Raw genomic sequence first — 14,165 nt, 5'->3', positions numbered from 1 at the left:
ATGACCCACTCCATGCCTCATCGCTTAACCCGCAAACACAACATCATACCGCTTCATCAGCCCGGCTATGTCTTTTCTGTAAAACTCCTGCACCGGCAGACACAAGTCCCCGGGTTTTAGTCCTCTCTCTTGCAGGGATTCGACTTCCGTATAAATATCATGCACGTCATAGATTTCCAGCGCTTTAAAGATTGCTGCCGTATCCTTCATGCCCACAATATCGGGCTGCTGGCCGTTTTTTAGCTGAAAAACACCATCGTCCAATAAAAGGATTGAGACCTGCTGATCAAACGCCGCCGCGGTCAGAACAATATCAAGCATTTCCTGAACCTGAGCACCGCTGTGTGCCGGTTTGCGCAATACGAACAAATATTTCTTCATTTTTCTCAACCAAATACAATAAAACGGTCTGCTTCCAGCGTAGCCTCAACCAATTGCCCCAGCCCTGAAATACGAAAGCCTTCCGCCAGATCATTATCGACTTTCCCCTGCCTTTTAGTCTCATCGGCACACAATAATCCGCGCCGTTGAGCGGCAGAGATGCAAACGACCAAGTCGATCCGGTGCTGCCGAGCCAGTTCGCTCCACTGCGCCGTGAACTGCAGTTCATCATCCGGCGGCATGGCATACTTAAAGGCATGATAAATGCCATCATGATAAAAAAACACCCGGAATACTTCGTGTCCTTGCGCTAAAACAGCCTTAATAAACTGATAGGCAGTATGGCCTGCATTTGACTGATAAGGGCTGGTGTTAATTTGAATGGCGAATTTCATAATTAAAAAGAATAGTTAAAAATAGAACAAATGCACCCGGAGTTCTAGAAAACAACTTTATTGATAGCGACAATCCAAGCCTATTATAATCCTATGCAACATCAATAATCGGCTAGCACACCATTATTTCATCATTATCGGAACAAATCCTGCCTTGCTCAGTCTCATCGCCATGAAATTTAAACCATTCACTTTAACGCTAGCCTTGAGCCTGGCATTATTCCCTGCCACACAACAAGCTGTCGAGATTGATAAGATCGAATTGCCCGACATGGGCGATTCCTCGGGCACGCTGATTACTCCGATACAGGAACAGGAACTCGGCGCCGCTTTTTTCAGAAGCCTGCACAGCCAAATTACCATCAGCCAGGATGCCGAAATCCAGCAGTACATCCAATCCATCGGCCAAAGACTCGCGACCAATAGCGATACACCGGGCTATCCTTTCCATTTCTTTGTTGTCATGGAAAATCAGATCAATGCCTTTGCTGGTCCTGGTGGTTATATCGGCGTGAATTCAGGACTCATTCTAATGACCGAAGCCGAAAGCGAGATGGCCTCAGTCATGGCGCACGAGATTGCTCACGTGACCCAGCGCCATCTATATCGTGCTTTTGAAGCCGCAAGCCGCTTATCGATTCCCACGGCTGCGGCAACTCTGGCCGCCATTTTATTAGGCACGCAATCTCCAGCAGCCGGACAAGCCGCGCTCATGGCCATACAGGCCGGCAGTGTTCAGCTTCAAATTGATTTTACACGTGAACACGAAGCGGAAGCCGACCGCGTCGGCATGCAAACGCTGGCGGGATCGCAGTACGACCCGCGCAGTATGCCCACTTTCTTCGAACGCCTACAGCAATCCAGCCGTTATTACGGCCAGGATGTTCCGGAGTTTTTAAGAACGCACCCTGTTACCGCTTCACGTATTTCTGACACCCGCGGCCGTGCGGAGACCTACCCTTACAAACAATACCCAGACTCGCTAGGCTATCAATTGACCAAAGCCAAGCTGCGCGTAATAACCGCAACCGATACGGCCGATGCCATCAAATACTTTCAATCACGCTTAACACAAGGCACCGGCGAACAGCGTACGGTTGCGCGTTACGGCATGGGTTTAGCCCAGCTTCATGCGCAAAAATTCAAGGAGGCCGAAGCCATCTTTAAACAATTGGCCAATGAATATCCCGACCAAGCCCAATACGCGGCCGCACTGGCCCGCACGTTGCTTGAAGCGAAGCATTACCCTGAAGCCCTTGCCCTTTATCAAAAAGCGGTCCGACAATTTCCGGACAACGATGCCGTCAAGCTTGAATATATAACGTCTCTGTTAAAAGCAGGCAACGCCGAATCAGCCCGAAAAAATCTATTGGCGTTAAATCCCAAGATCCAGCAACAACCCCTATATCTACAACTTCTGGCACAAACCTATAGCGATTTAAAACAGCCGGCCGAATCGCATCGCTATCTTGCCGAATATTACTATATGACGGGGCAAACCAGGGATGCCATCTTGCAAATCAAATTGGCTCAGAAGTCGAAAGATCTTAATTTTTATCTGTCCTCCATCCTTAACGAGCGACTCAGTTTTTTTATGAACGAGGAAGAAGAAGCCCGGCATAATCGGTAAAAATTGAATAACGACTAACAAAGAACAACCATATGCATCCTTAACAGTTGCTTAATCAAGGGCACTCTTTGCCAGCCATTTCTTACATTAGGAATCTCTAAAATTTCATAACATAATGTATCTATTAACTATTTTCGAGCCGATACCATTTATCTTAAAAAATCATTTTTTTTGATAGACACTAGTATTTTTTTTGATATAGAATCTTCACCAGCTTAACGGAGTGAGCCCGGTTTAACCACCGGCTAAGAGGAGGATTAGCCTTTCAGGCTATTGATAACAATAATAAAATTAAGTAATTCTGCTTGAGTTAAGTTGTACCGAGGATCACATAGTACAACAAGATAATAAAAATAATAACGCTCAATACGCCCGCTTCATGCGGGCTTTTTATTGCCTGAAATTCATACAAAACCCTTCGCATCAGGTTTTCGAGCATCCTTGCTCAATCTGGAGCTTTACATGCTCAAACGCACACCAATCCATCCAGCTCTTGGCGCGCCTGGCGAGACAAAGCGGCCGCTATCAAAAGCATCACCCAAGACTTCATCAGCTTCTCCATAGACGCCGAAAGAGGCATAGTCCTTATCGAAAATATTATCCACTCTGCCGAACAAGGCCAAGTGTTTATTAACTTTATATTCCGCCTTTGCATTAAATAGCCAGTAACCGGCCAACTTTGGGGTCGTATTGGCTTCGTCGCCCCTAAAGAACTGATCGCCGCTGTACAGGCCATCGATACCTAACGACAGACGTTTCCACAAGTCGACACCAATTGACGCCTTGAAGATATGCTCAGGCATGCCCGGAATTCTATTGCCGCGCGTCACTTGGGCAGGCTCGTCTTCATCAAGTGGATTTTGAATAGTAAAGCCATCCATGAATCGAGCATTTAAGTAAGTATAATTGGTCGCAAAATGCCAGTCATCAATCTCGCTGAACAATTGCGCGTAGTTAAGCGTAGTGCCGGCTTCTATGCCATAACGGCGAGTTTGCCCGACATTGCTGAAGAACCCCTCACTAATACTGTCGCCGCCACGGTTAAAGATGATGTCATCATGATTAACGGTATGGAAATAGCCCAGATTCCACTTCATATCGCCTTTTTCCAGGAATTTGTCAAAATTGCCGCGAAAACCGCCTTCCCAGGTTTTGGCCACGACCTGATCCAGCGGCGGATCAGCAACAAACGCATTCGGCAACCGGCAGGGATCATCCTCATCGGCGCAGCTTAACTCCATCGGCGTCGGCGCCCGCGAGGATTCGCTGTAGCTGCCGTACATGCCGACGTTATCAAGAATCTGATAAGTAAAGCCGGCTGATGGATTGAAACGCTCGAAACTATGCTTGCCGCTTAATTTGTCTTCGCCGTCAATGAACTGGTTGGCCATGGTGATGCTGACATGGTTATAGCGGCCGGCCAAGGTGACGGCCAGATCGTCGGTCACCGAGAATGTATCGCTCAGATAGAAGCCATAGGTTTCAGTATTGGTATTCAGGCGTACCCTGGCGTCTCTGACCAGAATGCCGCTGCCTATCGTGCCGCGGTCATCGGTCAGGCGAGCCAGTTCCGTGTCTGAACCAAAATGCACATCGGCATAATCATAGCTGGCACCGACCGTCAGATTATTTTCATGTTCGAACCAATCCTGCTTAAACATCGACTGCAGGGTGCCGCCCCGACTGCGCATATTAGTGGCGCTGGTATTGTTAGTCGCGCCTTCCACGCTGTCATCTTCAAGCACTAGGTTGCCGTTGATATCGACAACCGGAAATTCGCCTGATTCATCGCACAAAAAGCCGCTGTCATCTTCACAGTCATCAAAATCACTGTCATCGCCATTAAAAGTTTTGATCCGGTTCTGACGAAAATAGGCATTACCGCTTACTTCAATGTCATCTGTCAGATCATAGCTGCCGGACAATTCCGAGAAAAACATGCGCGTAATGGTTTGGTCAGGATGCGTGAACACGGCTTTTCTGCCTAGATCCAGCAACTGCTCAGGCGCCGCGCCGTTGCCCTTCATATCGTTATCGTTAGCGGCCAGAGTTAGATCAAGTTCTCCCCGATCATTCTGCCAGCTCAAGGTGCCTAAAACCTGCTTGGCGCGCGTGGGCGAGAAATCCCGCCAGCCCTGTTCACCAAAATTGTGCACATCGACAAAATAGCCCCAGGTGCCGTTATTGCCGCCACTAGTTAATTCCTCCGAATGCCGGTCCCATGATCCACCGTAGACTTCCAACTGATGGCCGGGTGCCGTAAAGCCGGTTTTGGTCTTGAGCGCTATGGCGCCACCCAGCGTGTTCAAGCCATATATCGGGTTGGATCCTGGTACCAATGCCATCGTGTCAATCGCACCTTTGGAGATCAAATCCCAGTTGACTGTATCGCCGAAAGGCTCATTAAACCTGACCCCGTTCACATAGGTCGACAAGCCTTGCGGCAATCCCAGCAATGGCGAGGCGACAAAGCCACGATAGTAAATATCAGGCTGCAACGGGTTGTTCTGCGCTTCATTGACATGCACGCTGCCCAAATAGCGATTAATATATTCATTCAATGACAGGCTCTGCGCCTTCTCCAATTGCTCGGATGTCACCGTCTGGATATTGGCTGGTATCTTAGCGGCATCGACGGCACTGCCCGGCAGTGGCGTAACGCCTACAACATCGATTGTTTCCAGCGTAACTTTTGATTGTTCTTCCGCCATAACGGCAGATAAGGAGGACAGGCTAAAAAGCCCGATCGCTCCGTAAATGAGATTTTTTTTCATTTTCCCCCCAAGTTAAGAGCCGGCATGATAGCCAAATCAACTGGGAAGACATAGCCGCGCTTGAAAAAAAGGAAATATTCCTATCCGCACAATGACATTACGATGCTTCAGGTATAAGGTTTATTGAATTGCTTAGGGCTTTTATAACCATACAACAGCAAGGCATTTAGCTATAATGCCATGCACAATAACTACAATCATCCAGATCAGCTGAGGCAGGCAACGCTTATGACAATCACTATAAATACTGTCAATAAAATGCAACGCTACTTTGAACATCAAATAACCCGCATAAAATCCAGTGAGCATTATCAAAAACTGCTAGCCATGCCGCCATTGAAGCGCTGGAGCATTGTGGCCGGACTGTTTTTGTTGTCGCAGATAGTCCTATTCGGCGCTTTATATCTGATTTTCGACCAGATCGTTGTTATTGGCTTTCTCGCCAGCATACTAGCCGGTCTGGCGACTGGCATCGGCGCTCTGCCCGCCCTGTTTTTTAAAAACATTTCAACCAACCTGTTCAATAGCATGCTCGGCGCGGCAGCCGGTGTGATGCTCGCGGCAACGGCCTTTTCCCTTCTGGTTCCCGGCATGACTTACGGCAACCTGATCTGGCCTGGCAACGGCATCTATGTTGTTTCCCTGGGCATGCTGATTGGAGGGCTGTTTCTGCATTATGCCGATCGTCAACTGCCGCATGTTCATTTCGATGCCATTTCAGATGCGCAACTGACTTCGTTAAAAAAAATCTGGTTATTTATTATCGCTATTACGATTCACAATTTTCCTGAAGGCATGTCGGTCGGAGTTAGTTTCGGTTCAGGAAACATCAAAAACGGAGTGATTCTGGCTGTCGCGATTGCTCTGCAAAACATTCCTGAAGGACTGGCCGTTGCCTTACCGCTGGTGGGTCTTGGTTACAACCGTTGGAAAGCCATAGGCATTGCCACCGTCACAGGGCTGGTTGAACCCGTAGGCGGCTTGCTGGGCATCACCATGGTCACTTTGTTCGAACCGGTATTGCCGATCGCCATGGGATTTGCCGCCGGTGCCATGCTATTTGTCATCAGCGAGGAGATCATTCCTGAAACACATTCCAATGGTCGTTCGCGTTACGCTACTTTCGCTCTCATGATCGGCTTCATCATCATGATGGTTCTTGATAATCTGCTGGGCTAATAAAAAACCCTGCCTATATTATAAATAAATCACATGCATCGGCTGCCCGCCATATCTATATGGCCGGGTAACCGTTAGCCTTCATGCTGTTTACTGAGACAAAAAATGGATGATCTGCATAACTTTTTTCAAAACTATTTACCAGACTTATTATCTTTACTGACTTCCGGGAACCTGGCTGAAATATCGGCCGTCACAGTGACCAGTTTTGCGCTAATCGCGGCGGCTGAAATCGGGGATAAAAGCCAGCTGGTATGCATGACGCTGGCATCAAGGCACAGAGGCCTACCGGTTATGCTCGGCGCCATTGCCGCCTTCGCTTTCTTAAATACCCTGGCCGTGGTTTTCGGTGTCGCCATCGCCAGTTGGCTGCCTGAATATATCGTCGCGGCCACCGTCGCCTTCTTGTTTGGCGCCTTTGGCATTCATGCGTTGCGTGTAGACGAGGAGGATGAAGGCGAGGAAGTCAAGGAAAAAAGTGGTCACGGTATTTTCTTTACCACGTTTCTGTTAATTACAGTGGCTGAATTCGGTGATAAAACGCAACTGGCCGTCGTTGCCTTAAGCAGTACCGCCGCTCCAATCGCTGTCTGGCTGGGGGCTACTGCTGCCCTAGCCTCAACATCGGCCTTGGGTATTCTGGCCGGTCGCACCATTCTGCAGAAAATCCCGCTAGTGCTGCTACACAAGATCAGCGGCGCAATTTTTCTGATATTGGCTGTTCTTGCGGGTTACAGGGCATATATCAGCTATATAAGTTGATATATGCTTTCAAGCATTGAAGAGGCATAAAAACAAAAAAACCGCCTTCGGATACCCGAGAGGCGGTTTTTGTTGGACAATAGCAGCTATAAGATTTATGCCGCTAATGACTGAGCGCGTTTGCGATTGAAACCCAGCAATCCCATTAAACCAGAGCCAAACAGCCAAACAGCAGCAGGAACCGGAACAGCGCTAACGTCGGCACCGTCAACACCATCTAAGTTAACTCTCCAATAAGTTCCTCCAGTTAATGCTATTGGTGTATCACCGTCCAAACCAAAACCATTGGAAATATTGCCGCCGTTCGCGAAATTAGGAAATCTTGCCACAGTGAATAAATAATCACCTGCCGCAAGAAAATTAAATACAAGTCCTGAATCCCAAATGGTTTGACCTGGCGCTATCGAGCCGTTGTCATCGTTTTGACCAATGAGCGCGCCTGTAGTCGCATTCCACACGGCTGTTATTGGATCAAAATTAGTGCCGTTTAACCACGAGTCTGTCCATACTCTGACATTATTTGCATCATTATTGAGCGAGAAATTTACAGTTACAACATCATTGTGATTTACAATATTGCCATCGAAAGTGAATGCAGCAGCATTTGCAGTGTTAGCTCCAGCCAGAGCCAAGCAGAACAAAGCGGAACAAAATATTTTTTTCATGATAATTCCCTTATTGCTCCGGCCCCTTAAAGTTTGAATATTTTCTCTGCAGTCTTGGCCGAAGCCCAATAAATACGCCAACAATGGCATTAGCAGCCTGAAAAAAATTAAAACTTCATATTGCCGGATCTTATAGTAAACAAAAAATGTTATTCCCCACTTTGTTTTAGCGGGTCGCAGAAAGAATATCCTTTTACTCTAGCGCCCGTCATCACCCATTTGGGTGATAAACCTCAAAAAGTTACTATTTTTTATAGTCGCGTCAGCAAAAATATCAAACGCATCAAGTCACCCTGCCGCCGGGTGTTGGTCTTCTCAAACACCTTCTTCAGCTGACTGCGAGCGGTATTGTCGGTGACATCGTATTTGTGACCATATTCGGCCAGTGATAAGCCGTCTGCCAAAGCCAGGCAGAGCCGCAACTCGGCAGCTGTCAAGCTGAATAATTCCTGAAATGCCCCCCATTGCTCCTCGGAATAACAGCCAGGATCGCACAATATCGCCATAATTTTCAGTTCGTCCCCATTGCCCGGTGATTGCTGCATTGGAAAGCAGCTCAATAACAACGGAGAACTGTCGACACGCTCTAACAGCAGAATACAGTTTCTATTTCGCCGATGATTAAGTGCCGAGGGAGCCAAATCGACTGTAGAAGTAACTGATTGCGCCAAACTGTTGATAAATGCCTTGAACTGTTTTGCATTGTGCGAGTCGAGCAAAGTGAATCTCGGCTCCAACCGCAAAGGTATCGTATCGCTATCCAGAAGGGCATCGACTCTTCTTGATCGATACAGCACGTACGCCTGACTGTCTAACAACAAAACATGTCGGCCGAACGTTTCGAACGAGGAAAAAATATTCTGAAAATGCTCGGCCTGATAGTCTGAGGCCCGTCGGAACTGCTTACGGCGTTCGGTTCCCTGATAACCAGAAGTGCCTTGGAATTGATTCCGACGCTCGATTCGTGGCGGATTATTTTCATTTACTGGGTCAGGCGGATCAGCTTTATCAATCATTGGCTTATTACGGTTGCTTTCTGTTGTTGTTTGTTTTTTCGCTAGCACGGATATCAGGCTGTTTTGGGACGTGCAAAGACAGCTTAACATACCTCAGGCTCAACCGATCCAAAGGCAAACTTCTATGAATATCGCACATTTAAATTCCTCTTAATATAGATGTGCTAGAGCTATTGTAGTCCTAAAGTACACATTCGGCATCATGGATTTATTAAGTGTAGTCGATTATCTTGGTTTGACGAGTTCTCGGCGTTACACTAGGATTGTACTGACATGCGGAGACATTATCGTGACCACGTTAAAACAAACGCCGCTTTACCCTCTTCATCTTGAGCTGGGCGCCAAAATGGTACCTTTTGCCGGCTATCAAATGCCGGTGCGTTATCCCAACGGTACACTTCACGAACACCTGCATTGCCGCAATCATGCCGGTTTTTTTGATATTTCCCACATGGGCCAATGCCTGATTCTAGGTGACTCAGCCGCTGGCGAGCTGGAAATACTGACACCCAGCGATATCACCGGACTTGCCTTCTTTCAGCAGCGCTATACCGTTTTGACCAACGACAATGGCGGCATTATTGACGATATCATCGTGACCCGCCTGCCTTCAGGACTCATGGTCATTGTCAATGCGGCCTGCAGGGATAAAGACTTTAAACATTTTAAAACTCATTTATCTGACCACTGTCATTTCAAAGAAATGGCCGATCAGGCACTGTTCGCTCTACAAGGACCTGCCGCGGTAACGGTTATGCAGAAATTTTCCGCGGCGGCCACTCATTTGTCCTTTATGCATGCTTGTGAAGATGGCATCGACGGCATCCACTGTACGATCAGCCGCAGCGGTTATACCGGCGAAGACGGCTTTGAAATCTCGGTAGCCAACGAACAGGCAGACCATCTTGCTCGCTTATTGCTAGCTGAAGAAACAGTGGAGCCCATAGGACTCGGCGCGCGCGACAGTTTACGGCTGGAAGCGGGCCTGTGCCTGTACGGACATGAACTTAATGAATCAATAACGCCCGTGGAAGCCGGCTTGCGCTGGTTGATCAAGAAAGGTCATGACCAATTTCCGGGGGCCGGCAGGATTTTGGCGCAGTTACAACAAGGCACGGAAAAAAGCCGTGTCGGCCTGCTGGTCGAAAGCAAGATACCGATACGCGAAGGCTGCATTATTACCGATGAAACAGACGACGCCATAGGTCATGTCACCAGCGGCGGTTTTTCCCCTAGCCTCGGCCGACCGATCGCCATGGCGATGCTGCACAATCCAGCACCGGGCACTAACCATGCCTTATACGCGCGGGTTCGCGATCATCAGCTTCCGGTCAAGGTTACAGAATTGCCTTTTATCCCCCATCGCTACCGGAGATAAAAACCATGCCCTCACCTCGCCTTAACCTGGACAAACTGGAAATGCGCGGCAATTTCATTCACCGCCACATCGGCCCCAGTCAACAGCAAATTCAGACCATGCTCGCCGAACTCGGCTTGGACGAGCTGGAAGACATCATCAAACAAGCCATTCCGGCCGATATTCTGAGTGATGAACCGCTGAAACTGACTGAAACGATCAGCGAGCGTGCCGTGCTCAAATACCTGCGTAGAATGCGCGCACGCAACCAGGTTTTCACATCCATGATCGGCATGGGTTATTACGGCACGATCATGCCGGCAGTGATCAAACGCAACGTGCTGGAAAATCCCGGCTGGTATACGGCGTATACACCCTACCAGGCCGAAGTCAGCCAGGGCCGGCTTGAAGCCCTGTTAAATTTCCAGCAAATGGTGATCGACTTGACCGGCATGGAATTGGCCAATGCCTCACTGCTGGATGAAGCCACAGCCGCGGCTGAAGCGATGACCATGTCGCGGCGTTTATCGAAAAGCACGGCTAACAGCGTGTTCGTCGATCAGGACTGCCACCCGCAAACCATCGCCGTCATTCAAACCCGCGCGCACTCCCTTGGCTATGACGTTATCGTCGGCGATCCGTATCATGATCTGAAGCAGCACGACTTCTTTGCACTGATCGTGCAATACCCCGGTTCGAAAGGCGAAATCCATGACCTGAGCGACATTACTGCGCTTGCCCATAATAAATCGGCGCTGGTCACGGTCGCGGCGGATCTGTTAAGCCTGGTCCTGCTGAAACCGCCCGCCGCCTTCGGGGTCGATATTGTCGTCGGCAATTCGCAACGCTTTGGCGTACCAATGGGTTACGGCGGCCCGCATGCCGCATTTTTTGCGACGAAGGACGACTATAAACGTTCCGTGCCAGGCCGCATCATCGGCGTATCCAAAGACAGCCACGGCCAGATTGCGCTGCGCATGGCCCTGCAAACGCGCGAACAGCATATCCGCCGCGACAAAGCCACCAGCAATATCTGCACGTCACAGGTGCTGCTGGCTGTTATCGCAGGCTTTTATGCCATCTATCACGGCGCCGACGGCTTGCGCCTGATTGCCGGCCGCGTGCATCGCTATGCGGAAATTCTGGCGGCCGGCATCAGGCAGTTAGGCCATCACGTTCTCAGCGACTGCTATTTCGACACATTACTAGTGCATACGCCTCACCGGGCCAGGCGCATCGCTGCGCATGCCGCCGAAGCCCATATTAATGTGCGGGTTGTAGACCCCGACCATATCGGCATTTCGCTCGATGAGACAACGACGCGCAATGATTTAAGGGCGCTCTGGCAGGTTTTTTCATCGCCTGTCGCCTCTCTGCCCGACATTAATACACTTGATGCATCGATCACCGAATGTATTCCCGAATCGTTATTGCGCACCGACGGCATCCTCGAACACCCGGTATTCAAACGCTACCATTCGGAAACCGAAATGATGCGTTACATGCGGCGACTGGCACGGCGCGACATTGCACTGGACCGCTCGATGATACCGCTAGGCTCCTGCACGATGAAGCTGAATGCGGCCACCGCAATGCAGACCATTTCCTATCATGAATTTAACAGCCTGCACCCGTTTGCACCGCTGTATCAAACTCATGGCTATCAGCAAATGTTCGCCGAACTGGAGGATATGCTCTGCGACCTGACCGGCTTTGATGCTATCTCGCTGCAGCCGAATGCCGGTTCCCAGGGCGAATATAGCGGGTTACTGGTCATCCGCAAGTACCACGAAATTACGGGACAAAGCCAACGCAACATCTGCCTGATACCGGCTTCGGCGCACGGCACGAATCCTGCCAGCGCCACTATGGCGGGTCTTAAAGTCGTCGTCGTGGCCTGCGATGAAAACGGTAATGTCAGCCTTGATGATCTACAGGTAAAAGTCGCCGAGCATCACGACACGCTGGCTGCGTTAATGATCACCTACCCGTCCACGCATGGCGTTTACGAACAGTCATTCCGCGCAATCTGCGATCTGATCCACCAGCATGGCGGGCAAGTCTATCTGGACGGCGCCAATTTCAATGCGCTGGTGGGCTTGAGCCGGCCCGGAAAAATCGGCGCCGATGTCGCCCATCTCAACCTGCACAAAACCTTCAGCATTCCGCACGGCGGCGGCGGGCCCGGCGTTGGCCCGATTGGCGTGCGCGCACACCTGGCGCCGTTCCTGCCCGACCATCCGGTCGTCAAGGACGTCAATCCGGCCAAAGGCAAACACGGCACGATTGGCACCGTGTCGGCAGCGCCGTGGGGATCGGCCAGCATACTGACCATTTCCTGGGCTTATATCGCCATGATGGGCGCGGCCGGTTTGAAACGCGCGACCCTGACGGCCATTTTAAATGCCAATTACATTGCCAAACGTCTGGCGCCCTATTACCCGATCTTATACACCGGCAAAAACGGCTGGGTCGCGCATGAATGCATCATCGACTGTCATGCGTTCAAGAAAACCTGCAATATTACCGTCGACGACATCGCCAAGCGCCTGATCGACTTTGGTTTTCATGCGCCGACCGTCTCGTTCCCGGTCGCCGATACACTGATGATCGAGCCGACCGAAAGCGAGGATAAAGCCGAAATCGACCGTTTTTGTGACGCACTAATTGCGATCCGCCAGGAAATCAAGGCCATCGAAGACGGCACAGCCGATGCTGAAAATAATATACTGCGCAATGCCCCGCATACGCATCGCTTATTATTGGAAGAATGGACGCTGCCTTATTCCAAACAGCAGGCCTTTTTTCCGGCGAGTCATCAGCATGATGATAAATACTGGCCGCCGGTGGGACGCATCGATAATGTTTATGGCGACCGACACGTGGTTTGCACTTGTCCACCTTTGGAGGAATATGAATAGCGGTTTTTGCTAGCCCGTCTAACTGATCTGATTTTATCGGGTAAATTTCGGTTGCTTATTATCCGGCCCACGCCCGTGCCTAAGTTATTTTATCATTGCCCAACCTGACATTTAATCGCTTGATCTTAATGCCGACTTAGCCTTTTTTCATCCATAATCAGAATCACATGCGAGACATCCCTCAGTACGCTGCTCTGAGTCCTTTGCGGGTCCGATATCTATCTTCATCAAAATCCATATCAAGGCCCAAATAGAGTTTCTCTGAAATTTTTGAAGCCAGTACTAAAATATTTACGTAATTGTACCGATAGTCAGAATGGTTAAGCTGGTGTAATGATAGAGCTAACACAACTGTTGCCCACCCGGATATGAGCAGGATTCTGGTCTAATATGCCAACAACTGTAACTTTAAATATATTTTCAGGCGGCCCGCTTTTTTTGAGCCGGTCATGGGACACCGATTGTGAAAACGTTACCAAGCCTTGCAACAGGTGCAGCTGCTACTCTATTTTTTAGCCAGCCCTGTAGCTTATTAGTACTTCAGCCTGACAGGAAGTGTAACTCTACAAAGCACGGGGTCAGGCTGTCAGCATTACTGTTGGCTTGGATCATTCGGGGCCTTCAGGCTTTATGGATGCCGAACAGAAGCAGTTGCCGGGCGCATTGTTTGATAGATCCGTGGTCTATAATGCCGCTTAATTTGGCGACTAGGCAAAATCACCAAAAAACCCAAGGAATATAAGTATTTGAAAGCCTCAATGCCTGACGAGGTGATCGCAAAAGTCGATCAAGGAGATGTGGAAAAACCATTTTTAAAATTAAATCTGACCCCAACATAACCAAGGTTGGAAAATTCATCCGAAAAACCAGTATTGATGAGCTGCCGCAGCTTTTAACGCGTTAAAGGGTGACATGAGAGTCTGGTCGAACCGGGACCGCCTCTGGCCTGCGAAGCCGAGAAATACCAGGCATGGCGTCTGGCGCGAATATTAAAGATGAAGCCTGGGATCCACTGGGCTCTGGCAGGCGCAGGGACGAGGTACCGAGACTCAATATTCGGTATATTCGAAGCGGGTCTTTAATAC

11 protein-coding genes are annotated in these 14,165 nt (G+C 49.4%); 6 read left to right on the top strand and 5 right to left on the bottom strand.

Translation table 11 applies throughout. From position 1 onward, the window contains the following. Positions 1 to 24: 24 nt before the first annotated feature. Complete coding sequence (gene tusC, locus METLU_RS0105580) at positions 25 to 381, bottom strand: sulfurtransferase complex subunit TusC (RefSeq protein ID WP_027157374.1); 357 nt, start codon at positions 379 to 381, stop codon at positions 25 to 27. Between the two features lie 5 nt (positions 382 to 386). Further along, positions 387 to 776, bottom strand: coding sequence for a sulfurtransferase complex subunit TusD (gene tusD / locus METLU_RS0105575; protein WP_027157373.1), 390 nt, complete (start codon positions 774 to 776; stop codon positions 387 to 389). A 172-nt stretch (positions 777 to 948) separates the two neighbouring features. On the opposite strand from tusD, the gene METLU_RS0105570 reads away from it, so the two are divergent. Then, positions 949 to 2,406: a M48 family metalloprotease gene (locus tag METLU_RS0105570; protein WP_027157372.1), complete on the top strand. Its 1,458-nt coding sequence runs from the start codon at positions 949 to 951 to the stop codon at positions 2,404 to 2,406. 458 nt (positions 2,407 to 2,864) lie between these two features. Here METLU_RS0105570 and METLU_RS0105560 read toward each other — a convergent pair whose 3' ends face one another. Next, positions 2,865 to 5,180: a TonB-dependent receptor gene (locus tag METLU_RS0105560; protein ID WP_027157371.1), complete on the bottom strand. Its 2,316-nt coding sequence runs from the start codon at positions 5,178 to 5,180 to the stop codon at positions 2,865 to 2,867. Between the two features lie 228 nt (positions 5,181 to 5,408). Here METLU_RS0105560 and METLU_RS0105555 point away from each other — a divergent pair, with 228 nt between their 5' ends. Both METLU_RS0105555 and METLU_RS0105550 read left to right on the top strand, forming a co-directional pair. Further along, positions 5,409 to 6,359 (top strand): ZIP family metal transporter, encoded by a 951-nt coding sequence (locus tag METLU_RS0105555; RefSeq protein WP_027157370.1) that lies wholly within the window; start codon positions 5,409 to 5,411, stop codon positions 6,357 to 6,359. A 105-nt stretch (positions 6,360 to 6,464) separates the two neighbouring features. Next, complete coding sequence (locus METLU_RS0105550; protein WP_027157369.1) at positions 6,465 to 7,121, top strand: TMEM165/GDT1 family protein; 657 nt, start codon at positions 6,465 to 6,467, stop codon at positions 7,119 to 7,121. A gap of 95 nt (positions 7,122 to 7,216) precedes the next feature. On the opposite strand, the gene METLU_RS0105545 is transcribed toward METLU_RS0105550, so the two are convergent. Further along, positions 7,217 to 7,786, bottom strand: coding sequence for a DVUA0089 family protein (locus tag METLU_RS0105545; RefSeq protein ID WP_196806503.1), 570 nt, complete (start codon positions 7,784 to 7,786; stop codon positions 7,217 to 7,219). Positions 7,787 to 8,037: 251 nt separating this feature from the next. Beyond that, a complete protein-coding gene (locus tag METLU_RS0105540) occupies positions 8,038 to 8,850 on the bottom strand; it encodes a helix-turn-helix transcriptional regulator (protein WP_155920460.1) in 813 nt (270 codons plus the stop codon). A 241-nt stretch (positions 8,851 to 9,091) separates the two neighbouring features. On the opposite strand from METLU_RS0105540, the gene gcvT reads away from it, so the two are divergent. The 3 genes from gcvT (at position 9,092) to METLU_RS29130 (ending at position 13,984) form a co-directional block, all read left to right on the top strand. Next, positions 9,092 to 10,180: a glycine cleavage system aminomethyltransferase GcvT gene (gcvT, locus tag METLU_RS0105535; RefSeq protein WP_027157366.1), complete on the top strand. Its 1,089-nt coding sequence runs from the start codon at positions 9,092 to 9,094 to the stop codon at positions 10,178 to 10,180. 5 nt (positions 10,181 to 10,185) lie between these two features. Then, positions 10,186 to 13,080 carry an aminomethyl-transferring glycine dehydrogenase gene (gene gcvP, locus METLU_RS0105530; protein ID WP_027157365.1) on the top strand — a complete coding sequence of 965 codons (2,895 nt, stop codon included), beginning with the start codon at positions 10,186 to 10,188 and terminating at the stop codon, positions 13,078 to 13,080. Positions 13,081 to 13,888: 808 nt separating this feature from the next. Beyond that, positions 13,889 to 13,984, top strand: coding sequence for a sugar transferase (locus METLU_RS29130; protein ID WP_407939109.1), 96 nt, complete (start codon positions 13,889 to 13,891; stop codon positions 13,982 to 13,984). Positions 13,985 to 14,165: the final 181 nt, after the last annotated feature.

Source organism: Methylobacter luteus IMV-B-3098, assembly GCF_000427625.1.
Lineage (GTDB): Bacteria > Pseudomonadota > Gammaproteobacteria > Methylococcales > Methylomonadaceae > Methylobacter > Methylobacter luteus.
This window is presented reverse-complemented; position numbering and strand designations above follow the sequence as displayed.

What these genes read in the sequence shown, in the direction of transcription:
- tusC (WP_027157374.1), bottom strand. Translation starts at nt 381, where the DNA reads ATGAAGAAATATTTGTTCGTATTGCGCAAACCGGCACACAGCGGTGCT.
- tusD (WP_027157373.1), bottom strand. Translation starts at nt 776, where the DNA reads ATGAAATTCGCCATTCAAATTAACACCAGCCCTTATCAGTCAAATGCA.
- METLU_RS0105570 (WP_027157372.1), top strand. Translation starts at nt 949, where the DNA reads ATGAAATTTAAACCATTCACTTTAACGCTAGCCTTGAGCCTGGCATTA.
- METLU_RS0105560 (WP_027157371.1), bottom strand. Translation starts at nt 5,180, where the DNA reads ATGAAAAAAAATCTCATTTACGGAGCGATCGGGCTTTTTAGCCTGTCC.
- METLU_RS0105555 (WP_027157370.1), top strand. Translation starts at nt 5,409, where the DNA reads ATGACAATCACTATAAATACTGTCAATAAAATGCAACGCTACTTTGAA.
- METLU_RS0105550 (WP_027157369.1), top strand. Translation starts at nt 6,465, where the DNA reads ATGGATGATCTGCATAACTTTTTTCAAAACTATTTACCAGACTTATTA.
- METLU_RS0105545 (WP_196806503.1), bottom strand. Translation starts at nt 7,786, where the DNA reads ATGAAAAAAATATTTTGTTCCGCTTTGTTCTGCTTGGCTCTGGCTGGA.
- gcvP (WP_027157365.1), top strand. Translation starts at nt 10,186, where the DNA reads ATGCCCTCACCTCGCCTTAACCTGGACAAACTGGAAATGCGCGGCAAT.